Origin of the sequence: Streptomyces fumanus (genome assembly GCF_014655295.1) — a bacterium.
GTDB classification, from domain to species: Bacteria; Actinomycetota; Actinomycetes; order Streptomycetales; family Streptomycetaceae; genus Streptomyces; species Streptomyces fumanus.
Genome location: NZ_BNBI01000002.1, coordinates 579,783 through 603,021, shown reverse-complemented (window position 1 = coordinate 603,021; position 23,239 = coordinate 579,783). Strand labels below are relative to the sequence as shown.

The window sequence follows — 23,239 nt, the reverse complement described above, 5'->3', positions numbered from 1 at the left end:
ATTCTCCCGTACGGCCGGGGACCCGGGGACAGCGGGTCAGTCGCGTTTGCAGATGCGGTCCAGCAGGTTGGCCGTCGCGCGCTGGATCCGCGGGTCGGCGTGGCCCGGCCGGTCCAGCGCCGGTGACCAGGCGAACGTCCCGGACGCGAAGACCCACGCCCCCGAGGGCGCCCGGTACAGGGAGGTCTCCTGGTGGCGCGGGACGCCCTCGGCGTCCGGGTACGGCGAGTGCGCGAGCAGCACCCGCTCGTCGTGCTCGGGCAGCGGGGTGCGCGGGAAGTACCGGTCGGCCTCGCCCGCCACCAGGTTCTCGACGGGTTCGCCCTCGTGCGCGCCGGTGCCCTCCCACAGCCAGTGGTCGGCGTTGCGGACGATCAGCGGGTGCGGATCGGGGACGCGGCCGGCGTACTGGATGCCGAGCAGCAGTTGCTCGGGGCGGTCGATCTCCCGCCACAGCGCCGGCTTGCCGGGGCCCCGGCGTTTGCGGCAGGTCAGCAGGCGGTCGGGGGCGCCGGACGGGGACGGGGAGAGCTCGACCTGCCAGTACATGGTGTTGGCGGAGAGGAACACCAGGGACGTGCCCTGCTCCCGGGCCAGCTCGGTGGCGCGGCGCATCGGCACGGACCAGTACTCGTCATGGCCGGGGAAGACCAGGCCCCGGTAGCGGGTCGGGTCCACGCGGCCGGCGTGCAGGTCGCGGGCGTCGGCGTAGGCCAGGTCGTAGCCGTAGCGCTCGGCGAAGCGGATGAAGTCGTAGGCGTGGCCGACGTGCATCGGCAGGCCCGCGCCCGCGTACGGGCGGTCGAAGCAGACGGTGGTGGCGGCGTCGGCCTCGCCGAGCAGCCGGCCCTCCTCGTCCCAGGCGTGGTAGAAGCTGGCGCCGGTACGGCCGTCCTCCGGGTACAGGTTGTACGCCTGCCAGGTGATGTCCGGCAGGACCAGCAGCAGGTCGGCCGGGTGGTCGTCGCGGACCGTGAACGGGATGTGCGAGCGGTACCCGTCGGCGGTGGTCAGGACGGCGACGTACGCCCCGATCTGCCAGTACGCGGGGATCTGCAGCCGCCAGGACAGCCACCAGTGGTGGCAGGAGACCGTGCGGTCGGCGGTGAGCGGCGGGGGCTGGACGATGCCGGAGAGCCGGGGGCTGGTGGTGGTCTTGGCGGCGCCGTCACCGCCGTAGTGGCCGATGCGGTAGACATCGACGCTGAACTCCTGGGGCGGGTCGACGGTGATGTGGAAGTCGACCGCCTCGCCGGGCGCGACCGCCCCGGTGGACGCGAAGCCCTTGATCTGCCGGCGCACGTCGTCGGCGGCGCGGGGGCCGCCGGCGGCACGGCGGACGGGGGGCCGCCGCCCGGTGCTCCGGGTGCCGCGCCGGGGCTCCTCCGGAGCGTCCTCGACCTGCTCGGCGTCCACGTACCAGGGGACGACCTGGCCGCTGTCGCCGAAGTACGCCTCGTCACCGCGGAGCCAGGGGACGGGTCCCTGGCCGAAGGGGTCGGTCACGGCGTGCGCCAGTGCTCCGGACTCCCAGCGACGGATCTGCTCGGACCCCATGGGTCATTCCCCTCCCTCATACCCCCGTGGTCGTGCGTATGACGTACGCGATTGCCACGTGCGCGGTCGCTCCCAGCACATCACATCCCGCACCCGTGCTGTCACTAGTCGTTGCGAAGGAGCTTAAGTGGAAGCGGTACGTCCGGGAGGGGACGGGTGGGGTGAGGGGGGCGAGGGGGACGGGGGTGAGGGGAGAGGGGTGGGTGGGGGGCTCGTGGCTCGTGGTGGAGCCGCCGGGTGGGGTGACGCGGTGGCGGTGGCGGACGCGGTGGCGGTCGCGGTCGCGGTCGCGGTCAGACCAGGCGTACGGGCTTCTCCGGGCGTATGCCCAGCTCGGTCAGCCAGGCGCGGAGGGGGGCCGGGTCGCCGGTCTCGACCAGGGTGAGGACGCGCGGGGTGAGGTCGGCCGCGCGCTCGCCGTTGACCAGGAGGGACGGGCCGTCCAGCCAGTCGAGGCCCGGGGCGGCGCCGGCGGTGTCCATGGCGGCGCAGCAGACCATCGCGGTGATGTGGTCGGTGAGGATCTCCCGGCCGGTGCGCGGGGGCTGCAACGGGAAGAGGGGCAGCGGGCGGTCGTCCCACAGGGCCGGGTCGGGGCCGGGCGGACCTGCGGGGGGTGCCTGGGCGGGGGCGGGGCGGGCGCCGTCCGCCTCCTCGCGGGCCAGCTCGGCGGCGAGCCGGGCGGCGAGCGCGGCACCGCGGGGGGTGGTGCCGGCTAGGTCGTCGTCGTCTTCGGGGTGGGGGTGGGGGGACGGGGGGGACGGGGGGGACTGGACGGGTTGGGGGCTCGGGGGTCTCTTGGAGCCCTGAGGATGCTGGGGACCCTGGGCGTTCTGGGCGTGGGTCGTGAGGTGGTCGAGGACGCGGGCGAGGGTGGGGCCGTCGGTTCCGGGCTCGGCGTCCGAGGGGGTGCGGCGGACGCCGAGGGAGTCCAGGACGCGGTGCAGCCGGGCCGCCTCGGTGCGCCAGGTGCGGTCGACGACCTCCTCGGGATACTCCTGCCAGTCGACCGGCGCCCAGTCGGCGCCGTACTCCGGGGGACCGCCGTGGAAGAGGCGGGCGGCCAGCAGCGAGGCCGCCTCGTCCATCGCGCCGGGCTCCTCCAGCAGGTCGCAGGCGGGACGCTCGCCCAGCCGGGAGGCGAAGCCCTCGGCCAGCCGGTCGCGCCGGGACAGCTCGGTGAGCGCGGCGACCACGCCGGCGTCCAGCTTGGAGGGCCAGCGGCCCATCCGCCAGGCGGGCAGCGCGACCCGGGTCAGCAGCCGGTCCCAGCCCGCGTAGGCGAGGCCGACCTGCTCCTGGGCGACGATCCGCAGCCCGTAGTCCACGGCCTGGGCGCGCTCGGCGGCGGCGGCCGCGACGCCGCGCTCCATCTCGGCGGCGTGCTCGCGGCAGTTGCGCAGCAGGAGCCGGGCCACCCAGCCGACGGCCGCGCAGACCGCGCGGGACAGCGGGCTCCGGCGCCGCACGGACGCCGCCGCGACCGCCGCGTCCAGCCCCCGGACGAACCGGCGGGCGGCGGCTATGTCGGGGTGCGCGGAGGGCCCGGTGCCCGCGACGACCGGGGCGAGGACCGCGCGCAGTTCGCCGACCCGCATCCACCACAGGAAGGGCGAGCCGATGACCAGGACCGGGGCGGCGGCCGACCGGCGCTGCCGGTCGGCGCCGGACACCTCGCCCCGGTCGTCCGGCGCCGGGCCGCCGTGCGCCGGATGGGTGCGGTCCTCCAGCCAACTGTCGCAGTCCGGGGTGAGCGCTATCGCGGAAGGGGCGGGCACGTCGAGCCGGTCGGCGAGGTCACGCACCATCCGGTACAGATCCGGCGCCGATTCCTCCGCGATGGTGACCGTCGGGGTGACGGCGGGCCGCGCCCGGGCGACGACCAGGGCGACACCGGCGGTGGCGAGCAGGACGAGCAGGGCGCACGCCGAGACCGCCCAGCGGGCGATGTCCCAGGGGGCGCCCACCAGGTGGCCGGTGGACCCGCCCGCGAGCAGGATCACGGCCGCGGCGGCGGGCAGCAGCGCGACGGCCAGCGCCCGGCTGCGCACCCGCAGTACGGCCAGGGCACGGGCCCGCGCGCCCGGCGCTCCCCGCCCCTCGACACCCGTGGCGCTCATGCCCGTCACCCCCTTCCCTGCTCGGCCTGTCGTTGCCCGGTGGTGCTCACTCCCCCACTGTGGCATCCACCACTGACATCGCAATGCCGGTGGGCCAAGTGCCGGAACGCCTGCGCCGCACCCTAGTTGGGGGCTCGGTGCCCGTCAGCCGTATGGGGCATTGGTCACTCGATGGAATGGCTCTGGGGAAAGGTGGCGGTCGAGCGAAGGTGAAGGACAGGCAAAGACGAAGGACGGGCAAAGGTGGCGGACGGACAAGGGTGAAGGACGGGCAAGGGTGAAGGACGGGCAAGGGTGAAGGACGGGCAAGGGTGAAGGACGGACCGCAAGGGTCAGGCCCCGGTTCCTGGGACGGAGCCGGGGCCTGTCGGGTTCACCGCGAGGCGGAGAGGTGGCGTTACGCGCCCGCCGCCGCCTTCGCCGCGATGTCCGTACGGTGCTGGGAGCCGTCGAGGCCGATGCGGGCGACGGCCCGGTAGGCGCGCTCGCGGGCCTCGGCGAGGTCCGCGCCGGTGGCCGTGACGGACAGCACGCGACCGCCCGCGCTGACGACGGCGTCGCCCTCGCGCCGGGTGCCGGCGTGCAGCACGTACGCGTGCGGGGCGTCCTGCGCGGCCACCTCGTCGAGGCCGGTGATCGGGTCGCCGGTGCGCGGGGTGCCGGGGTAGTTGTGGGAGGCGACGACCACGGTGACGGCCGCGTCGTCGCTCCAGCGCAGCGGCTCCAGGTCGGCGAGGTTGCCGGTGGCGGCGGCCATCAGCAGCCCGGCGAGCGGGGTCTTGAGCCGGGCCAGGACGACCTGGGTCTCGGGGTCGCCGAAACGGGCGTTGAACTCGATCACCCGCACCCCCCGCGAGGTGATCGCGAGACCGGCGTACAGCAGCCCGGAGAACGGCGTGCCCCGGCGGCGCATCTCGTCCACCGTCGGCTGCAGGACGCTCTGCACGACCTCGTCCACCAGCTTGGGATCGGCCCACGGCAGCGGGGAGTACGCGCCCATGCCGCCGGTGTTCGGGCCCGCGTCGCCGTCCAGGGCACGCTTGAAGTCCTGGGCGGGCTGGAGCGGGCGGACGGTGTCGCCGTCGGTGATGGCGAACAGGGAGACCTCGGGGCCGTCGAGGTACTCCTCGATGACCACGCGTTCGCAGGCGCGTGCGTGGGCCCGCGCGGCCTCGATGTCGTCGGTGACGACGACGCCCTTGCCGGCGGCGAGACCGTCGTCCTTGACGACGTACGGCGGGCCGAAGGCGTCGAGCGCGGTGTCGGCCTCCTCCGGTGTCGTGCAGACGTACGAACGGGCGGTGGGGACGCCGGCGCGGGCCATGACGTCCTTGGCGAACGCCTTGGAGCCCTCCAGTCGCGCCGCCTCCTTGGAGGGGCCGAAGACCGGGATGCCGGCCTCGCGCACGGCGTCGGCGACCCCGGCGACCAGGGGCGCCTCCGGACCGACGACGACCAGGCCGGCACCGAGCCGCTGGGCGAGCGCGGTCACCGCGGCGCCGTCGAGGGCGTCGACCTGGTGCAGCTCGGCGACCTCGGCGATCCCGGCGTTGCCGGGCGCGCAGTGGAGCGCGGTGACGTCGGGGTCGAGGGACAGGGAACGGCACAGGGCGTGTTCGCGGGCACCGCTGCCGATGACGAGGACCTTCACGGGGTCAGCCTAACGGGAACGGCCCGGGCCGCTTTGTGCGGGCTTCCGAAGGCGGGGGCGCCCCCGGCTCGTACGTTCCTCCGAAACGGGGGCGGTGCGGCGGCCGCTCACTCGTGGGCGATCTCCTCGACCACCGTCGCCCCCAGCTCCCGTACCAGCAGCTCCTTGCCGGAGAGCGCCGACTCGTCGAGGTCGGGGTCGTCGTCCTCGGGGATGTCGTCCTCGATGGAGACCGGGGGCGGTTCGGGCGCGGAGGGCCGCTGCACGGGAGCGGACGCGGGCCCCGGACCGGCCGCCGGGGCGGCGGCGGACGGTCTGGACACGGAGGTGACGGGGGAGGCGGAGGACGCCGACGGACGCTGACCGGGAGCGGGGGCGGAGGCGGGAGCGGCGGAGGCACCACCGCCGTACCCGCCGTTGCCGACTCCGCCGCCTCCGGCGAATCCGCTGGAGGCGCCCCCGAATCCGCCGGGGCCCCCGGACGGACCGGCGGGCGGCGGGGGTGCCGAGCCGCCGGACGGGTCGACGACCGCCTCGATCTTCCACTGGACGTTGAACTGCTCGCCCAGCGCCTGCCGCAGCACCTCCTCGCTGCCGCTGCTCAGGAAGTTGTCCCGGGCTCCGGCGTTGACGAAGCCGAGCCGCAGGGAGGTGCCGTCGAAGCCGACCACCTGGGCGTTCTGGCTGAGCAGGATCCAGGTGAACCGGCGGCGGTTCTTGACCGCCTCCAGGATGTTCGGCCAGAGCGTACGGGGGTCGAGCCCACCGGCGGCCGGAGCGGACGCGGGTGCGGGCGAGGCCGCGGGTGCCGGCGTCGGTGCCGGTGCGGGTGCCGGTGCGGTGGAGGCCGTCGGCGCCGGGGGCTGTGCGCCGCCGCCCGCGGGGGCCGCGGTGGGCCAGCCGCCGGGTCGCCGGCCGCCACTGCCGGCGGATGCGGCGGTGGGCCAGGCACCGGGCGCGGGGCCCGACGGAGCCGGGGGCGCGGCGGGGGCGGGAGTCTGCGGGGCAGCGCTCTGCGGCGCGGGACCCACGGGCGCGGAGGCGGCGGACGACGCGGGTACGCCACCGCTACCGGGCCCTCCCGGGACAACGCCGGGCCCACCCGGGACACCGCCCGGACCACCGCCGGGCCCGCCCGGCACCGCGGCGGCACCCGCGGGCACCCCCGCCCCGCCCGGCTGTCCCGCCTGCTGCCCCGCGGCCCCGGGCTGAGCCCCCCGTACCGCCGCCCGAGCCACAGCGGCCCCGCCACCCGGCGGAACCGGCGCTACCGGCGCCCCCGCGTGGGCCTCGGGCCCCGGCACATACCCCGCCGCGGGCAGCCCGGCCCCGGAGGTGAAGCTCACGCCGCGCTCGATGCGGTCGAGGCGGGCCATCACGGACCGCTCGTCGCCGTACGCCGCCGGCAGCATCACCCGGGCGCAGATCAGCTCCAACTGGAGCCGCGGCGAGGTGGCGCCGCGCATCTCCGTCAGCCCTTCGTTGACGAGATCGGCGGCGCGGCTCAGCTCGGCGGCGCCGAAGGAGCGCGCCTGGGCCTGCATGCGGTCGACCACGTCGGCCGGGGCGTCGATGAGCCCCTTCTCGGCGGCGTCGGGCACGGCGGCGAGGATCACCAGGTCACGCAGCCGCTCCAGGAGGTCGGCGACGAAGCGCCGGGGGTCGTTGCCCCCCTCGATGACGCGGTCGACGACCTCGAAGGCCGCCGCGCCGTCCCCGGAGGCGAACGCCTCGACCACGGAGTCCAGCAGCGAACCGTCCGTGTAGCCGAGCAGCGAGGTCGCCATGGCGTACGTCACACCGTCGTCACCGGCACCGGCCAGCAACTGGTCCATCACGGACATGGAGTCACGCACGGACCCGGCACCGGCCCGGACGACCAGCGGCAGCACCCCGTCCTCGACGGGGATGCCCTCCTTCTGGCAGACCTCGCCCAGGTACTCGCGCAGGGTGCCGGGCGGGACGAGCCGGAAGGGGTAGTGATGGGTCCGCGACCGGATGGTCCCGATGACCTTCTCGGGCTCGGTGGTCGCGAAGATGAACTTGAGGTGCTCCGGCGGCTCCTCGACGACCTTGAGCAGCGCGTTGAAACCGGCCGACGTGACCATGTGGGCCTCGTCGATGATGTAGATCTTGTACCGGCTGCGGGCGGGCCCGAAGAACGCCTTTTCGCGCAGGTCACGGGCGTCGTCGACGCCACCGTGCGAAGCGGCGTCGATCTCGATGACGTCGATCGAACCCGGCCCGTTCCGCGCCAGGTCCTGGCACGACTGGCACTCACCGCACGGGGTCGGCGTCGGTCCCTGCTCGCAGTTCAGGCACCGGGCCAGGATGCGGGCGCTGGTCGTCTTGCCACAGCCGCGCGGACCACTGAACAGGTACGCGTGATTGACCCGGTTGTTCCGCAGCGCCTGCTGCAGCGGGTCGGTGACATGCTCCTGCCCGATGACCTCGGCGAAGGACTCGGGTCGGTAGCGGCGGTACAGCGCGAGAGACGACACGCATACGAGGTTATAGGCGCCCACTGACAACCGGACCGGCCCGCGAAACGCAGACGCCCCCCACGCACCCGCCAGAGCCGACCTACCCTTGCTGCCTTCCGGCCCTGGGGGAGTTCAGTCAGATAGCGCCGCGTGAGGGGCTGAAGCACAGGTTACCCGATCCGGGGCCCTGCGAACGAGTTCGCAAGCACTCCCCGACGTCATGTAATGTTCTCCGCGGAGGATTCGCCTAGTGGCCTAGGGCGCACGCTTGGAAAGCGTGTTGGGGGCAACCCCTCACGAGTTCGAATCTCGTATCCTCCGCCAGTGCCTCACCGGGCACGATGTCGAAGGGCCCCACCGTTCGCGGTGGGGCCCTTCGACGTTGTCCGTCTCGGATTCCGTCTCAGTTTCCGTCTCGGTCGGATTTTTCCTCGGTGCCGGTGGCGTCCAGAGCGCGTCGCGGTCTGCGCCCGGTGTTGTGGACGCGGGCGAGGAGCACGGACGGCGTGGCGGTGTCAGGCGTGGGTGGGGTCCTCTTGGAGCGCGGGGGCGGTGAAGTAGCGGCGGGCGTACAAGGCGACGTACACCAGGCCGATCAGGGCGGGGACCTCGATGAGGGGGCCGACGACGCCGGCGAGGGCCTGGCCGGAGGTGGCTCCGAAGGTGGCGATGGCGACGGCGATGGCCAGTTCGAAGTTGTTGCCCGCGGCGGTGAAGGCCAGCGTCGTGGCCCGCGGGTGGTCGAGGCCGACCGCGCGGCCCAGGGCCATGGACCCGGCCCACATGACGGCGAAGTAGACCAGCAGCGGCAGGGCGATGCGGGCGACGTCGAGGGGCTGTGAGGTGATGGCGTCGCCTTGCAGGGCGAAGAAGACGACGATCGTGAAGAGCAGCCCGTACAGGGCGAAGGGGCCGATACGCGGGACGAGCCTGGACTCGTACCAGGTGCGGCCCTTCACCTTCTCGCCGATGCGGCGGGTGAGGTAGCCGGCCGCGAGCGGGATGCCGAGGAAGATGAGCACGCTGCGGGCGATCTCCCACACGGACACGTCCAGTCCGGTCCGCTCCAGGCCGAGCCGGCCGGGCAGGACGGAGAGGTAGAACCAGCCCAGTGCCGAGAAGGCGATCACCTGGAAGACGGAGTTCAGGGCGACCAGGACGGCGGCGGCTTCACGGTGGCCGCACGCCAGGTCGTTCCAGATGACGACCATGGCGATGCAGCGGGCCAGGCCGACGATGATCAGGCCGGTGCGGTAGGCGGGGAGGTCCGGCAGGAACAGCCACGCCAGGGCGAACATGAGTGCCGGGCCGACCACCCAGTTCAGCAGCAGGGACGGCAGCAGCAGACGGCGGTCGCGGGTGACGGTGTCGAGGCGGTCGTAGCGGACCTTGGCCAGCACCGGGTACATCATCACGAGCAGGCCCAGGGCGATGGGGAGGGACACCCTTGTCACGGTCACCTCGGCCAGCGCGTCGCCCAGGCCCGGGACCAGGCGGCCCAGGCCGAGGCCCACGGCCATGGCCGCGAGGATCCAGACGGCCAGGTAGCGGTCGACGAAGGAGAGGCGCCCGGCCACGTTGCCTTCGGGTGCGGCGGTGCTCACGAGGCGGCTCCGGCCGGCGCGGTGCGCTCGGGCAGTGGCCCACCGGCCGGACGGGCGAGGATGCCGGCGAGACGGTCGGTCGTCTCCGGGACGAGCCAGTAGTAGACCCAGGTGCCGCGCCGCTCGCAGTCGATCAGGCCCGCCTGCCGCAGCAGTTTCAGGTGGTGCGAGATCGTCGGCTGGGACAACGCGAAGGCCGGGGTCAGGTCGCAGACGCACACCTCGCCGCCCGCCCGGGAGGCGATCATCGACAGCAGGCGCAGCCGCACCGGATCGCCCAGCGCCTTGAACACCTTCGCCAGCTCCACGGCCTGGCCCTCGTCCAGGGGAGCGGTCAGCAGTCCGGGGCAGCACGCTCCGGCGCCATCGCTCTGACCGAGCACCCTCAGCTCTTGATTCGACATTCCTCTATATTGACGGACTTCGATCCAGCGCGCAATCTTGCATCGACAGACATCAATGCAACCGGATGGGAGACCGTCATGTCTCGCGCTCAGCTCGCCCTGCGTGTCAGTGACCTGGAAGCGTCGATCACCTTCTACACGAAGCTGTTCGGCACCGAACCGGCCAAGCGGCGCGAGGGCTACGCCAACTTCGCCATCGCCGAGCCCCCGCTCAAGCTCGTGCTGATCGAGGGTGCGCCCGGCGAGGAGACCCGCCTCGACCACCTCGGCGTCGAGGTCGGGTCCACCGACCAGGTCGACGCCACCGCCACCCGGCTCAAGGACGCCGGTCTGGCCACCTTCGAGGAGAACGACACGTCCTGCTGCTACGCGCTCCAGGACAAGGTGTGGGTCCACGGCCCCGGCAAGGAGCCGTGGGAGGTCTACGTCGTGAAGGCCGACGCCGACACCCTCGGGAAGAGCGCCGGCCCCGACGCCACCGGCGACGGATGCCGCACCGGCCGGCCGACCGGAAAGACCCCGGCAGCGACCGGATGCGCCTGCGGCTAGGGCTGCGGACGGGGTGGCGGTCCGGGAGACGCCCTGGCTGAGCGACGGCCTGATGGCCGGATCCGCCCGGCGTACATTCCGGCCGTCGTGGGATGGGGGCCGCTCCCGGGGGAAACCGTGTCCGGACGCACGTCCCGGGACGGAGGAGTGGTGATGGCCACGATGGCGAGTGGTGGAGGGGCGGATCTCGTCGCGCCCCGGTCCCTTCGAGCGCCGGGGATCGTGCTGGGGGTGGGGATCGGGGGGTTCGTCGACGGGATCCTGCTGCATCAGTTGCTGCGCTGGCATCACATGCTCACCAGCACGGACGACGACCGGATCGGCGTGAAGTACTACGACCCGAACACGGTGTCCGGGCTGGAAATGAACACCGTCTGGGACGGCGTCTTCCACGCCGTGTGCTGGGTGGCGGTCGTCGGGGGGCTGGGGCTGCTGTACTCCCGGGTCACCCAGGACCGGCGGGCGGTGTGGGGCTCCCGGGTGCTGTGGGGGTGGGTGCTGGTGGGGTGGGGGCTGTTCAATCTGGTCGAGGGGGTTCTCGACCACCACATCCTCGGGATCCATCATGTGCGCGGGGGGCCGCATCAGGTGTGGTGGGACGTCGCGTTCCTGGTGCTCGGGCTCGTGCTCGTGGGGGTGGGGTACCTGGTGCAGCGCGGTGGGCGCGTGTCCGGGCGGCGTTCCTGATGGGCATGGGCGGGATGGAACATCCGCACCAGCACGGTGGCGGGCTTCCTGTCGAGGGGCTGGTGCCGGTGCTGGCGCTGCTCGTGCTCGGTGGGGGGTACGGGGTCGCCGTGTGGCGGGTGCGGCGGCGTAGCGGTGGGCAGGGGTGGAGCGGGCCGCGCGCCTTCTGCTTCGCGGCGGGGGTGGGGCTGCTCGCCGTCGCGCTGCTGCCGCCGCTGGGGACGGTGGCGCACCACGACTTCCGTGGCCACATGGCCCAGCACATGCTGATCGGCATGTACGCGCCGCTGGCGCTGGTGCTGGGGGCGCCGGTGACGCTGCTGCTGCGGGTGCTGCCGGTGCGGCGGGCGCGTCGGGTGACCGCCGTGCTGCGGAGCCGGCCCGTGAAGCTGGTGGCCCACCCGGCCGTCGCCCTGCTGCTCAGCACCGGCAGCCTCGGGGTGCTCTACTTCACGCCGCTGTACGACGCCCTGTCGGCGCACCCGGCGGGACACTGGCTGATGAGCCTCCACTTCCTGGCGTCCGGGTGCCTCTTCGCCCACGCCATCGCCGGACCCGACCCGGCGCCCGGCCGGCCCGGCGTACCGGCCCGGCTCGGGTACCTCGGCGTGGCCGTGGCCGCGCACGCGCTGATCGCGCAGGCGATGTACGGCGGCTACCTCGTCCACCTCCACGTACCCGCCGCCGAGGTACGGGCGGGAGCGGAGATCATGTACTACGCCGGGGACATCGCCGAGCTGCTGCTGGCCGGCGCCCTGGTGGCCACCTGGCGGCCCGAGCGGCGGCGCCCGGCGACCGGCCGTGCCCCCGCCCCCGCCGCCGTACCGAACGCGGCCGTTCCGCACTGACCGGGCGGGGCCCGGCACACGCCACGACGAGAACCATCGAGAACCACGAGATCACGAGACAAGGAACCACCAGCACGTGAGCACAGAAGTCGCCCTCCGGCCGGCCGAGGTGGCCGAGCAACTGGGCCAGTACACCGTCATCGACGTCCGCACCCCCGGGGAGTACGCCGCCGGCCACCTCCCCGGCGCCCACAACGTCCCGCTCGATGCCCTGCCCACCGCCCTGCCCGCGCTGAAGGCCGCCGCCGCCCGGGGCAGGCTGCTGCTGGTCTGCGCCTCGGGAAGCCGTTCCGCCACCGCCTGCGCGCGGCTCGCCGCCGCGGACGTGCCGGCGGCCACGCTGGTCGGCGGGACCACGGCGTGGGCGGAACAGGGGCGGCCGGTGGAGCGGGAGGCGGGCGGCCGGGCCGTCTGGCCCATGGAACGCCAGGTCCGGCTGGCCGCCGGTTCGCTGGTCGTGGCGGGTCTGGCGCTCGGTACCCGTTTCCCGCGGGCGCGCTGGCTGTCGGCGGCGATCGGCGGCGGGCTCGTCTTCTCCGCCGTCTCCGGTACCTGCGGGATGGCGGCCGTGCTGGGCAGGCTGCCGCACAACCGGCCGCGTACCGGCGATCTCGCGGCCACCCTGGAGGCGCTGGCCCACTGAGTCCGTGCGGGCTACCGCATGATCCGTACCCGGGTCGTCCCGGTCACCTGGTCCACCTCCGAGGTGCGGACCGTCACCCTCGCCGTCCAGGTGCCGGGCAGGGGCAGGGTGACGGAGTCGGTGCTCCAGTAGCCGCCCCGGTCGGTCAGGCCGGCGTCGATCGGGCCGAGGTCGCGGGCGGGGAGGGTGAAGGAGAGGCGCAGTCCGGGTACGGCGGTCAGGCCGCCGTCGGAGGCGAAGACCACGGCCTGGACCGCGTTGTCGCCGGTGCGGCCGGGGTCGAGGGTGAGCTGCACCGTGCCCTTCCCGCCGGGGGTGCCGACGTCGAACGGCATCGTCGTGACGGAGGCCGGGGGCAGCGCGGCCACGGGTGCGGCCCGTGCCGCGGCGGTCTCCGAGCGGCCCGGTGGGGTGCTGGTCAGCGCGGTGGTGAGGGCCAGGACGACCGCGGCGACAGCGGCTTCGACGAGCACGGTGCGGCGCAGGGCACGGCGGGCGGTCGTGCCGGGGGCGGGGGGTGGTGCCGGGGTGAGCGGAGGGTTGTCGGCCGGTGGGGGTACGCGCGTGGCCGCCCATGCCGGTACGGGTGTCCGCGTGGCCGTTGGTGCCGGCAGGCGGTTCGTCCAGTGGCGGGACAGGGCCGCCGCCGTCAGCAGGGCGGCCACCGCGGCGAGCTTGGCCAGCAGCAGCCTGCCGTACGTCGTGCCGGTCAGCGCCGGCCAGGAGCCCAGGCCGCGCCAGGACTGGTAGGTGCCGGTGACGGCCAGGACCGTGACCGCGGTCAGGGCGAGGCGGGAGAAGCGGGCGACGGTGGCGGCCGGGAGGTCCGGGGCGCGGCGCAGCAGGGTGAGCAGGGCCGTGAGGCCGCCCAGCCAGACGGCCGTCGCCAGCAGGTGCAGGACGGAGCAGGCCAGGGCGACCGGCACCTGGCGGCCCGCGGCGGCGTGGTCGGCGCCCGACCAGGTGAGGGCGAGGGCGACGGCCGGCGGGAGGGCCAGGGCGGTGGTGCGGGGGCCGGGAGCCGGGCGCAGCAGCCGCTGGAGCAGGAGCCGGGCCGGTGGCAGCAACGCCAGTCTGACGAGGAGCAGGGCGCCGGGGCGGCCGGTCAGGGTCCCGGCGAGGGCGCCGGGGTCGAGGGCCGTCGCCGGACCCGTGCCCGCCTCGTACGGGGCGCGTAGCAGGAGCAGGGCGACGGTGGCCGCCAGCAGCGTCCACCAGGCCGTCGCCGCGAGGGCGCGCAGCGGCGCGGGGTCGGGCGGGCGGCACCGGACGACGAACGCGGCGGTGCCGGTGAGCAGGGCGAAGGCGAGGTAGGCCAGGTAGCGGGCGCCCTGGTGGAGGGCGCCGGTGAGCGGGTCCTCGACGGGGCCGGTGGCCACGGGGGCGGCCGTGGCGGAGCGCTTGCCGACGGAGAAGGTGAACGCGCCGGAGACGGGGTGGCTGTCGGCGGACACCACCCGCCACGCCACCGTGTACGTGCCCGGTCCGAGCCGTTCCGGCAGGGTGACGCGGGCGGTGTCGGAGCGGCCGTCGGCGTGCCCGGCCTCCCCGGTGCGGACGCGGCGGCCGCCGGGGTCCAGGACGCGGAAGGAGTCGTCGCGCAGGCCGACGGACTCGGTGAACGTCAGGGTGATGTCCCGGGGGGCCGTGCGCAGGACGGTGCCGTCGGCGGGGTCGGTGGCGGTGAGGGCGGCGTGGGCGGATGCCGGTCCGGCACCGCCGAGGAGGAGCAGGACCAGCACGGTGACCAGCAGCGCCGGGCGGCGGACCCCTCGACGCCCTCGACGCCCCCGGTCTTCGACACGCCTCACGCCGCCACCCCGTCCCGTGATCGTCCCTGCGGGAAGGGGATACGGGCACCGACGGCCGGGCGCTCACCGCAACGGCCAGGCCGTCCCCCTCGCCCGCCGGTTAAGCCGTCACCGCGACCGGCACCGAGACGGCCGGGCCGTCACCGTCACCACGACCACCGCCCCACCGCCACCGCCCCCGTCACCAAGACGCCCGAGCCGTCACCCCGCCATCCACCACCAGGTCCTGCCCGGTGATCCAGGACGCCAGCCCGGACGCGAGGAACACGCACGCGTCGCCGACGTCCCGGGGGCGGCCCAGGCGGCCGAGGGGGGCCGCCTGTCGCCAGCGGCGTACGCCCTCGGGCCAGGTGTCGGACAGGCCGTCGCGGTCGATCAGGCCGGGTGAGACGGTGTTGACGCGGATGCCCCAGGGGCCGTACTCCAGGGCGGCCGAGCGGGCGTGCATGACGACCGCCGCCTTGGCGGCGCTGTAGTGGGCGTGTCCGGCGGCGGGGGCGTGGGCCTCGATGGAGGCGATGTGGGTGATCGTGCCGCCGGTGTCCGCGCGGCGCATCACCTCGGCGGCGGCCTGGGTGCAGGCGAAGACGCTCGTCAAGTTGGCGTCGAGGACCGTCCGCCACTCGGTGGCCGTCATCCCGGGCAGTTCCCGTACCGGTTGGACGCCCGCGTTGTTGACCAGGGCGTCCAGTCGGCCGCCGCCCCAGTCGGCGGCGGTGTCGATCAGGCGGTGGCAGGCGTCCTCGTCGGTGAGGTCGGCGGGCAGGACGACGGACCGGCCGCCCCGGGCCTCGATCTCCGCGGCCAGTGCGCGGGTCGCCTCCACCGACGTACGGCAGTGCAGGGCGAGGGCCGCGCCCTCCTCGGCGAAGCGCAGGGCGATGCCCCGGCCGATGCCGCCGCCCGCGCCGGTGACCAGGGCGATCCGGCCGTGCAGAAGGGTCATGGGCGGCAGAGTTCCACGATCCGCGCGGCCTGGTCCGGGTAGCGCGCCATGAGGTCGGCCGCGTCGCCGTGCACGTAGTCCGCGTAGGTGAAGCCGGGGGCCATGGTGCAGCCGAACAGGGTCCAGGCGCCGCCCGCGCCGACCCTGCCGCCCATCCAGGTACCGGCGGGGACGGTCAACTGGACGTGCTGGCCGCCCAGGACGTCGGGGCCGAGCACGGCCGTGCGGGAGGTGCCGTCGGGGGCGAGGAGCAGCAGGTCGAGCGGGTCGCCGAGGTAGTGGTGCCAGATCTCGTCGTGGGGCAGGCGGTGCAGGGCGGAGAAGTCGCCGGGCCGGCCGGTCAGCAGGGCGACGATGGCCGTGCCGGCCGGGCGGCCGTCGGGGCCCTCCGGACCGGCCCAGGTCCGGCGGAACAGTCCCCCTTCCCGGGGGATGGGCTCCAGCCCGTAGTGCGCGACGAGGTCCTCTGGGGTCACCGGAGTCACCCGCCCGAGGCTACCCGCCGAGTGAGTCGCGGTGCAGGAAGGCGAGTTGGGCCTTCTTCTCCGGCAGATGGACGTCCGGCAGGTCGACCTCGGGCAGCACCACGACCGGGCCCGCGGTGAAGCCCTGCCGTACGAAGCGGGCGATGGCCGCCTCGTTGCGCACATCGGGGTCGATGACGATCCGGGTCCGGTCCAGGCCGACCAGGACGTACGAGGTGACCACGGACGCCAGCGCCGCCGTCCAGCCCGGCCGGGCACCCTGCGGTCCGGCGGGCGCCACGAGCAGGTGGACGCCGATGTCGCCGGGCTCGACGGGGTAGCACTCGCCGACCCGGTCCGCCGAGGGCTCGTAGGTCTGGAGCAGGGCGGCCGGGGCGCCGTCCGTCACCAGGAGGTAGGCGTGGTGGGTGTCGAGGGTGTCCAGGTGGGCGTAGATCTCGGCGACCTGGTCGCGGGTCAGGCCGTTCATGCCCCAGAACGCGGCGCGTTCCTCGCTCACCCAGGCGTGGATCACCTCGGCGTCCCGCTCGGGGTCGAGGGGCAGGACGCGGACGGTGCCGAAGCCCTCGACCTCCTGCTCGTGGACGGTTTCACGTGAAACGTAGGGATCAGACATCGGTCTCCTTCGTGAGCCGGCCCCAGTCGGTGACGACGGGGGCGAGATCGCCGGCGAGCCAGAGGGGCAACTGGTCGCGGTGGTGCGGTGAGCCGGGGACGCCCGAGGCGCCGAACGGGACCACCCAGCGGCTGTCCTCGCGCCGGGCCAGGTCCCATATGTACCGGGCGGCGGGGCCGCGTGCGGCGAGGTCGGTGAGGCCGGGCACGGCCGAGGTGCACAGCACGCAGTCGTGGTCGCCGGCCAGGCCGGGCGCCTCGAAGGACGCGTCCGGCAGGGCCCGCCAGGGGGCGAGGCGGTGGCTGTCGCCCCAGGCGGCGGGGGGCGCCCCGGCGGCCGTCTCCTCCAGGGCGGCGCGTACTTCGGCGGTGCGGTCGATGCCGTACGGCTCCTCGGCGCGCAGCAGGTGTTCGAGGGCGTAGGCGATCCTCGGGAGCAGGGCGAGCCAGGGCTGGAACACCTCGGGGTAGGCGGGCGGGACGGCGGGCCCCGCGAACGCCGGGTGGGCCGCCAGGCGCCGGACGAGCGCGCCGCGCAGGGCCGCGTAGGCGCCCGCGTCGGTGCTGTCGGCGTCCATGCGGCGGTCCCAGGCGAGGAGGCGGTCGCGGAGGGCGGTGGCGGCCGGGCTCAGGTCCTGGAGGGTCGCCACCAGGTCGAGGAGGGGGGCGGCCGAGCCGAGGTGGGTGTCGGTGTGGATCGCGGGCATGTCGGCGGCCGACCAGCGGTCCTTGGCGGCCAGCAGGGCGGCGATGCGCTCGGCGCGGTGCGGCGGCGCGAACTCGGTGCCCAGCGGGGCGGCGGGGCCGCGCTGGTTGGCCATCACGGCGACGCCGTCGGTCAGGCCGGCGCGGGGCGGGGTGTGCCAGCCCCGCCACTCGTGGCCGGGCTCCCAGGCGGGCACCGGTCCCAGCCGGTTGGCCTCGGCGCGGACCGGCACCCGGCCCGCCACCCGGTGCAGGGTGCCGCCCTCGGTGTCGGCGGCCTGGACGACGTTGACCGGCTCGACCCAGGCGTCCAGCGCCCGGTCGACGTCGGCGACCCGGCGGGCCCGCAGCAGCGGCAGCAGCGCGCCGAAGCCCAGGTCGGCGGTGACGCGGGGCGGATGGCGCAGGCTGAGCGCGAGCGGGGTGCCGTCGTCCAGGCCCTCGGGACCGCCCGCGATCACCGGGCCCCGGTCGGTCTCGATGACCTCCACCTCGTGGGGCTCCTCGCCCGCGACCCGGATCAGCTCGGTGTGCCGGGCGGCGCGGCGCCAGACGCCGTCCGGGCCGAGCGCCTCCACACCGGCGCCGGTGCGGCGCAGCCTCTCGCGGTAGAGGTCCTGGTAGTCGGCCATGGCGTTGGTGATGGCCCAGGCGACGGTGCCGGTGTGGCCGAAGTGGGCGATGCCGGGGACGCCGGGCACGGCGAGGCCGACCACGTCGAACTCCGGGCCGCAGAGCCGGATCTGCTGGTAGACGCCGGGGTCCTCGATGAAGCGGTGCGGGTCGCCGGCGATGACCGCCTGCCCGGTGACGGTCCGCTCGCCGGCGACCAGCCAGCCGTTACTGCCGGCCGTGCCGGGGCCGTCGGTGGCGAAGAGGGCGACGGCGTCCGCGCCGAGGTGCTCGGTGATGTGCCGGCGCCAGAGCTTGGCGGGGAAACCGGCGAACAGGATGTGGGTGGCGAGCCAGACGGCCAGCGGCGTCCACGGCTCCCAGCGGCCGGGGGCGAGACCCGCCCGGCCGAACTCGGGGGCGGGCGGCCCGGCCAGGCCCTCGTTCACCCCGGTGACGTAGGCCCGTACCCAGTCGGCGGTCTCCGGGTCCCGTTCCGCCAGGGCGGTGAAGCAGCGCCGGGCGGTGTCGGCGATGCGGGCGCGGCGGGCGAAGCGGTCCCAGGACAGGGCTTCGGGGCCGAGGAAGGACGCCGAGGTGCCCTGGGCGCGGTGCCGCTCCACCTCCAGTTGCCAGCCCCGGTCCCGGGCGGTGACCAGCCCCTGGGCGCGGGCGAGTTCCCGGGTGCCGTCCGCACGCAGGTGCGGGACGCCCCAGGCATCGCGGTAGATCTCGGCGCTCACCCCTGTGCCTCGACTTTCCTTTAGGTTAGGCTCACCTAAGTCCGACGTTCGTGTGGCGGAATCGTACGTGAAGGGTGAAGGGGACATGGCTCAGGGGCGGGGTTGGGAGGGCGCGGTCCTCAAACTGATGCGTGCCAAGGACTTCACGTTCACGGTGACCGGCGCCGAGGACGTCACGCCCCGCTACCGCCGCGTGCACCTCACCGACGGCGGCATGCTCGGGGCCCTCGGCGTCCATCCCACCATGTGGGTGCGGCTCTGGTTCGACAACGCGGGCCGGCCGCACCAGCGGGCCTACACCCTGGTCGACCCCGACCCGGCGGCGGGCACCTTCAGCCTGGAGTTCGCCCTGCACGAGGGGTGCGCCAGCGACTGGGCGCGGGCCGCGAAGCCCAGCGACACCATCGAGGCGACCGTCCAGGGCACCGGCTTCCAGGACCCCGACCCGGCGCCCTCGCACGTCTTCGCCGTCGCCGACCCGGCCTCCCTGCCCGCCCTCAACTCCCTGCTCGGCACGCTGGCCGGCGCCCCGGCCACGGTCTGGTTCGAGGGCGACCACACCGGACTGCCGCTGCGCGCGGACGCCGCCCGGCACGAGGTCCGCGCGGTCGAACGCCGGGACGCCGGCGCCCACCTGGTGGCCCGGGTGAAGGAGGCGCTGCCGGAACTGCTGCGGGCCACGCCCGACCCGTACGTCTGGATCGCCTGCGACACCGCGACCACCCGGGCGCTGGCCTCGTACGTCCGCAAGGAGCTGGGGCTGCCCAAGCAGCGCGTGAACGCGCTGGGCTACTGGCGCGCGACCTGACCGGTCCCGCGCGATCATCGGGGCATGGACGTCACCCTGCACCTCGCCCAGGACCCCGAGGCCGACGCGCTGCTCGGCCGCAGTCCGCTCGCCGCGCTGGTCGGGATGCTGCTGGACCAGCAGATCCCGATGGAGTGGGCGTTCCAGGGCCCCGCCACCATCGCCCGGCGGATGGGCGCCGAGGACCTGGACGCGCACGACATCGCCTCCCGCGACCCCGAGCAGTTCGCGGCGCTGCTCGCCGAGAAACCGGCCGTGCACCGCTATCCGGGGTCGATGGCGGGCCGGGTGCAGAAGCTCTGCCAGTACCTCGTCGAGCACTACGACGGTGACGCCGAGGCCCTCTGGCGGGACGCCGGCAGCGGCCGGGAACTGCTGGGCCGGCTCCAGGACCTGCCGGGCTTCGGCAAGCAGAAGGCGCAGATCTTCCTCGCCCTGCTCGGCAAGCGGCTCGGCGTCCGCCCGGAGGGCTGGCGCGAGGCGGCGGGTGTCTACGGCGAACCGGACTCCTTCCGCTCGGTCGCCGACATCACCGGGCCGGAGTCGCTGGCCAAGGTCCGCGCGCACAAGCAGGAGATGAAGGCGGCGGCGAAGGCCGCGAAGGCCGCGAAGGCGGCCGGGAAGTAGGCCGTACCCCGATCGGACCGCCCGGCTGGCGGCCTCCCGGCGGCCGGTCACAGCATGAGGCATGACCGAGGCACCGAACGGCTCCTCACGTCGGCCGTACGTACCCGAGTCGTCCCCCGCGGGACCGTCGCGGTCGCCGCTGCGAGGTCACCAGGGGGCCGGTCCAGCGTGAGTCCCGTACGTCCCGTGGTCCGTGCCCCGCGCCGGTGCGTCTGGCCCCGGGTGCTGGTTCTGCTGCTCGCGCTGCTGCTGCCGGTGGTGCACGCCGGCCAGGCGCAGCCGGTGGCGTCCGTCGCGGCGGCGGGCGAGAGCGGAGGCGGGGGCACGGGCGGGAGCGGGGGCGGCGGGGGGACGGCTCTCGCGGAGTACGACGTCCTCGACGCCGTGGCGCGGACCCCCGTACGGCGGGCCGCGCTGCCCCGGCGGCCCGCGCCCCGGACGGGCGTCGCGGTGCCGTCCGCGGCCGGGCGCCCTCCGGTGCCGCCGTCGCCACCGCCGTACGCCCCGTGTGTGCCGCGCTCCGTGGTGCTGCGCTGCTGAGCGGACCGGGCCCCACCCGACCGCAAGCGACGCGACCCACGGAGGAAGAACCAGCATGCTCAACGACCCCTATGCCGTCCTGCGCGCCCTGCTGCGCGCGGAGGCCAGCCGCAACGCCCCCAAGTCCGAGCCCGCCCGCCCCGATCCGCGCGAGCCGCGGCACCCCGCACCGGCGCGGAAACGGGACTGACCGGCGCCGCGCGGCGGCGGAGACCCGCCACGGCCTCCGCCGCCGGGCCGATCGCACGGCGCTGACCAGGGGCGCGGCACGGCCGGCGGAACCGCCCGGGCCGGGAGGCTGCGCCCGGGGATGCCGGACCGGTAGGCTTTCCGTGTGATCTTCAAGCGCATCGGAAACGGCCGGCCGTACCCCGACCACGGCCGGGAAAGCACCCGGCAGTGGGCGGATGTCGCGCCGCGCCCGGTCCGCCTCGATCAGCTCGTCACCACGAAGCAGCAACTCGATCTGGAGACCCTGCTCGCCGAGGACTCCACGTTCTACGGCGACCTCTTCGCGCATGTCGTGAAGTGGCAGGGCGACCTCTACCTGGAGGACGGCCTGCACCGCGCGGTCCGCGCCGCGCTCCAGCAGCGCCAGGTGCTGCACGCCCGCGTTCTCGAACTGGACTGACGCTCCCCGACGGCGCTTTGGCCCTTTCGGGTGGGATCGCGCGGCCCCGCGTCCAGTCGAATGATCATCTAGTAGGCATTGCCGTCCGGGCGCACTACGCTGCGCTCATGAGCATGCTGACTCCTCCCGGCATGGGCGGCCAGTACCGGATCACGGGTGACAAGTACCCGCGGATGCGGCCTTCCCGGCGGCGCGGCAGGCTCGCGTTCCTCGCCGCCGCCTGCGTCACCGTCCTCGGTGTGCTCGGCTGGGGCACCCTCCAGCTCATCGACGTCTTCACCGGCGGCGACGAAGCCTCGGCGGTCGGCGCGACCGCGTGCCGTACGGACCGCACCACCGGCGCGAGCCCCTCGGCGGCCCCGGCCGCGGCGCTGCCCGCGCCCAGGAAGATCACGGTCAACGTGCTCAACGCCACCACCCGCAGCGGCCTCGCCAAGCGGACCGCCGACGAGCTGAAGAAGCGCGGCTTCCGCGTCGGCGAGGTGGGCAACGCGCCCGCGCGGTTCGACAAGAAGGTCAAGGGCACCGGCATCCTGCTGGGCCCCGCCGCCGCCCTGAAGACCTCCCTGCCGGTGCTCGGCACCCAGCTTCCCGCCGCCGAGCAGCGGGCCGACGCCGCCCGCAAGGGGGCCGCCGTCGACCTCGTCATCGGCGACAAGTTCACGGGGCTGGCGAAGAAGGCGCAGGCCGACAGGGCGCTGGCCGCGCTCAAGACGCCGAAGCCGGAGCCCGTCACCCGCGCGGGCGACGGGCCGGGGAACGGCTGCTGAGCCGCGCCGGACGGCATGTGATCGGCCGGCCTCGGAGGACCACCGCGATGCGGGGCCCGGGCCGTCCTGGACCGCCGCCGCCCCACCGCCACCGGCACCGGCCGGTGGCCGTCCCGCCAAGACCCGCCGCTGACCCCTCCGGCCCTCCGCCGCCCGCCGGCCGCTGCCCGCCGGCCTACTCGGCCGCCCCGTACATCCGGTCGCCCGCGTCGCCGAGGCCCGGCACGATGTAGCCCTGTTCGTTGAGCCGCTGGTCGACCGAGGCCGTCACGACCGTCACCGGTGTGCCGGCCAGCTCGCGCTCCATCACCTCGACGCCCTCGGGGGCGGCCAGCAGCACCACGGCGGTCACGTCGTCGGCGCCGCGCCCGATCAGTTCCTTGATGGCCGCGACCAGGGTGCCGCCCGTCGCCAGCATCGGGTCGAGGACGTACACCTGACGGCCCGAGAGGTCGTCCGGCATCCGCGTGGCGTAGGTGGAAGCCTGGAGCGTCTCCTCGTTGCGCACCATGCCCAGGAAGCCGACCTCGGCGGTCGGCAGCAGCCGGACCATGCCGTCCAGCATCCCCAGGCCGGCCCGCAGGATCGGCACCACCAGGGGGCGCGGGTGGGACAGCTTCACGCCGGTGGTCCGCTCGACCGGCGTCTGGATGTCGACCTGCTCGGTGCGCACGTCGCGGGTCGCCTCGTAGGCGAGGAGGGTGACCAGCTCGTCGGCGAGCCGACGGAAGGTCGCGGAGTCGGTGCGCTGGTCGCGCAGCGTGGTGAGCTTGTGGGCGACCAGAGGGTGGTCGACGACGTGGAGACGCATGTCCCCCACAGTAACCGGGCCCCGGAGCCCGGACGTCCCCGCTCCCGGACGGGCCCGTCCGGCGGTCCGCAGGCATCGATCACCCGGCTGGGGGGAAGACGCAGGGAACGCACGCGGATTGGTGGCACTGTGCCTGAACAGGAATTCCACGACACGCCGTCCCCCGGCGGAGCAGCGGGACAGACCGACCAGGAATCGCGGCGGTCCGCGGACCCCGACGCCGAACGGCGCCGGCGCCGGGCCCGGTTCCTGCGCGAACTGGCCGAGGCCCGCGAACTGCGCGACCGGGTCCAGCCGCGCCGGGCCAAGGTGGCCAGACTCCGCCAGGCCCTGCGGATGAGCACCTTCCGCTGGTGACCCCCGCCCGCTCGGGAAGATCACACGCCGCGCCGGTGTTGCCCCGGGGCGGGGGTGCGCGGACGCTGGTGAAAGCCGCGTACGATCCGCACGTGGCGGCAACGGGCACGATCGAAACTGCCGGACACAGGGAGCCGAAGACGTCCCCTGAACGCCTGCTTTCTGCCACGATTCCGAGTGGGTGGGGCTCGGAGCCCGCTCTCCCCGCCCACACCTCCGCCGGGGGGACCCC

General features: G+C 74.7%; 23 protein-coding genes, 1 tRNA gene and 1 other RNA gene. 12 read left to right on the top strand and 13 right to left on the bottom strand.

From position 1 onward, the window contains the following. Positions 1 to 36: 36 nt before the first annotated feature. The 5 genes from IE316_RS06945 to ffs form a co-directional block, all read right to left on the bottom strand. Positions 37 to 1,557 carry a N,N-dimethylformamidase beta subunit family domain-containing protein gene (locus IE316_RS06945; RefSeq protein ID WP_190203223.1) on the bottom strand — a complete coding sequence of 507 codons (1,521 nt, stop codon included), beginning with the start codon at positions 1,555 to 1,557 and terminating at the stop codon, positions 37 to 39. Positions 1,558 to 1,850: 293 nt separating this feature from the next. Beyond that, the gene (locus IE316_RS06940; RefSeq protein WP_190203222.1) at positions 1,851 to 3,677 is read right to left on the bottom strand and encodes a hypothetical protein; all 1,827 of its coding nucleotides are present in this window, start codon (positions 3,675 to 3,677) and stop codon (positions 1,851 to 1,853) included. 397 nt (positions 3,678 to 4,074) lie between these two features. Beyond that, entirely contained in the window at positions 4,075 to 5,328 is a 1,254-nt protein-coding gene (gene purD / locus IE316_RS06935; RefSeq protein WP_190203221.1) for a phosphoribosylamine--glycine ligase, read from the bottom strand. 107 nt (positions 5,329 to 5,435) lie between these two features. Further along, positions 5,436 to 7,829, bottom strand: coding sequence for a DNA polymerase III subunit gamma and tau (locus tag IE316_RS06930; protein WP_190203220.1), 2,394 nt, complete (start codon positions 7,827 to 7,829; stop codon positions 5,436 to 5,438). Between the two features lie 49 nt (positions 7,830 to 7,878). Next, positions 7,879 to 7,973, bottom strand: an RNA gene (gene ffs, locus IE316_RS06925) — signal recognition particle sRNA small type. 74 nt (positions 7,974 to 8,047) lie between these two features. Between ffs and IE316_RS06920 the strand changes: the two genes are divergently transcribed. Next, a tRNA-Ser gene (locus IE316_RS06920) sits at positions 8,048 to 8,135 on the top strand. A gap of 191 nt (positions 8,136 to 8,326) precedes the next feature. Here IE316_RS06920 and arsB read toward each other — a convergent pair. Both arsB and IE316_RS06910 read right to left on the bottom strand, forming a co-directional pair. Beyond that, a complete protein-coding gene (gene arsB, locus IE316_RS06915) occupies positions 8,327 to 9,415 on the bottom strand; it encodes an ACR3 family arsenite efflux transporter (protein WP_268257631.1) in 1,089 nt (362 codons plus the stop codon). Further along, entirely contained in the window at positions 9,412 to 9,819 is a 408-nt protein-coding gene (locus tag IE316_RS06910) for an ArsR/SmtB family transcription factor (RefSeq protein ID WP_190203219.1), read from the bottom strand. The genes arsB and IE316_RS06910 overlap by 4 nt, the downstream gene beginning before the upstream one ends. Positions 9,820 to 9,897: 78 nt before the next feature. On the opposite strand from IE316_RS06910, the gene IE316_RS06905 reads away from it, so the two are divergent. The 4 genes from IE316_RS06905 (at position 9,898) to IE316_RS06890 (ending at position 12,546) form a co-directional block, all read left to right on the top strand. After that, complete coding sequence (locus IE316_RS06905) at positions 9,898 to 10,368, top strand: ArsI/CadI family heavy metal resistance metalloenzyme (RefSeq protein WP_190203218.1); 471 nt, start codon at positions 9,898 to 9,900, stop codon at positions 10,366 to 10,368. Positions 10,369 to 10,521: 153 nt separating this feature from the next. Beyond that, positions 10,522 to 11,055, top strand: coding sequence for a DUF2243 domain-containing protein (locus IE316_RS06900; RefSeq protein WP_229910223.1), 534 nt, complete (start codon positions 10,522 to 10,524; stop codon positions 11,053 to 11,055). Positions 11,056 to 11,060: 5 nt separating this feature from the next. Continuing rightward, positions 11,061 to 11,903, top strand: coding sequence for a cytochrome c oxidase assembly protein (locus tag IE316_RS06895; RefSeq protein WP_373311088.1), 843 nt, complete (start codon positions 11,061 to 11,063; stop codon positions 11,901 to 11,903). 76 nt (positions 11,904 to 11,979) lie between these two features. Continuing rightward, positions 11,980 to 12,546 carry a rhodanese-like domain-containing protein gene (locus IE316_RS06890; protein ID WP_190203216.1) on the top strand — a complete coding sequence of 189 codons (567 nt, stop codon included), beginning with the start codon at positions 11,980 to 11,982 and terminating at the stop codon, positions 12,544 to 12,546. 11 nt (positions 12,547 to 12,557) lie between these two features. Here the strand turns inward: IE316_RS06890 and IE316_RS06885 are convergent, their stop codons facing one another. From IE316_RS06885 to IE316_RS06865, 5 genes are all read right to left on the bottom strand, one after another. Continuing rightward, entirely contained in the window at positions 12,558 to 14,357 is a 1,800-nt protein-coding gene (locus IE316_RS06885) for a copper resistance CopC/CopD family protein (RefSeq protein WP_373311086.1), read from the bottom strand. Between the two features lie 181 nt (positions 14,358 to 14,538). Next, positions 14,539 to 15,303 (bottom strand): SDR family NAD(P)-dependent oxidoreductase, encoded by a 765-nt coding sequence (locus tag IE316_RS06880; RefSeq protein ID WP_190203215.1) that lies wholly within the window; start codon positions 15,301 to 15,303, stop codon positions 14,539 to 14,541. Further along, positions 15,300 to 15,779, bottom strand: a complete 480-nt coding sequence (locus tag IE316_RS06875) for a cupin domain-containing protein (RefSeq protein ID WP_190203214.1) — start codon at positions 15,777 to 15,779, stop codon at positions 15,300 to 15,302. Before IE316_RS06875 ends, IE316_RS06880 begins: the two co-directional genes overlap by 4 nt. A gap of 19 nt (positions 15,780 to 15,798) precedes the next feature. After that, complete coding sequence (locus IE316_RS06870) at positions 15,799 to 16,404, bottom strand: GNAT family N-acetyltransferase (RefSeq protein ID WP_190203213.1); 606 nt, start codon at positions 16,402 to 16,404, stop codon at positions 15,799 to 15,801. Next, on the bottom strand, positions 16,397 to 18,463 hold the full coding sequence (locus IE316_RS06865) for a penicillin acylase family protein (RefSeq protein WP_190203212.1): 2,067 nt from the start codon (positions 18,461 to 18,463) through the stop codon (positions 16,397 to 16,399). Before IE316_RS06865 ends, IE316_RS06870 begins: the two co-directional genes overlap by 8 nt. An 85-nt stretch (positions 18,464 to 18,548) precedes the next feature. Here IE316_RS06865 and IE316_RS06860 point away from each other — a divergent pair, with 85 nt between their 5' ends. From IE316_RS06860 to IE316_RS06840, 6 genes are all read left to right on the top strand, one after another. Next, positions 18,549 to 19,271: a siderophore-interacting protein gene (locus tag IE316_RS06860; protein ID WP_190203211.1), complete on the top strand. Its 723-nt coding sequence runs from the start codon at positions 18,549 to 18,551 to the stop codon at positions 19,269 to 19,271. 24 nt (positions 19,272 to 19,295) lie between these two features. Further along, positions 19,296 to 19,898, top strand: coding sequence for an HhH-GPD-type base excision DNA repair protein (locus IE316_RS06855; RefSeq protein WP_190203210.1), 603 nt, complete (start codon positions 19,296 to 19,298; stop codon positions 19,896 to 19,898). Between the two features lie 168 nt (positions 19,899 to 20,066). Then, the gene (locus IE316_RS06850) at positions 20,067 to 20,438 is read left to right on the top strand and encodes a hypothetical protein (protein ID WP_190203209.1); all 372 of its coding nucleotides are present in this window, start codon (positions 20,067 to 20,069) and stop codon (positions 20,436 to 20,438) included. A gap of 55 nt (positions 20,439 to 20,493) precedes the next feature. Beyond that, on the top strand, positions 20,494 to 20,628 hold the full coding sequence (locus tag IE316_RS35900) for a hypothetical protein (protein WP_268257630.1): 135 nt from the start codon (positions 20,494 to 20,496) through the stop codon (positions 20,626 to 20,628). 144 nt (positions 20,629 to 20,772) lie between these two features. Further along, positions 20,773 to 21,069, top strand: coding sequence for a type II toxin-antitoxin system VapB family antitoxin (locus IE316_RS06845; protein WP_004943146.1), 297 nt, complete (start codon positions 20,773 to 20,775; stop codon positions 21,067 to 21,069). 131 nt (positions 21,070 to 21,200) lie between these two features. Beyond that, on the top strand, positions 21,201 to 21,839 hold the full coding sequence (locus IE316_RS06840; RefSeq protein WP_190203309.1) for a LytR C-terminal domain-containing protein: 639 nt from the start codon (positions 21,201 to 21,203) through the stop codon (positions 21,837 to 21,839). 175 nt (positions 21,840 to 22,014) lie between these two features. Here the strand turns inward: IE316_RS06840 and upp are convergent, their stop codons facing one another. Next, positions 22,015 to 22,650, bottom strand: a complete 636-nt coding sequence (upp, locus tag IE316_RS06835) for a uracil phosphoribosyltransferase (RefSeq protein WP_190203208.1) — start codon at positions 22,648 to 22,650, stop codon at positions 22,015 to 22,017. 129 nt (positions 22,651 to 22,779) lie between these two features. Between upp and IE316_RS06830 the strand changes: the two genes are divergently transcribed. After that, positions 22,780 to 23,007: a hypothetical protein gene (locus IE316_RS06830; protein WP_190203207.1), complete on the top strand. Its 228-nt coding sequence runs from the start codon at positions 22,780 to 22,782 to the stop codon at positions 23,005 to 23,007. Positions 23,008 to 23,239 lie beyond the last annotated feature (232 nt).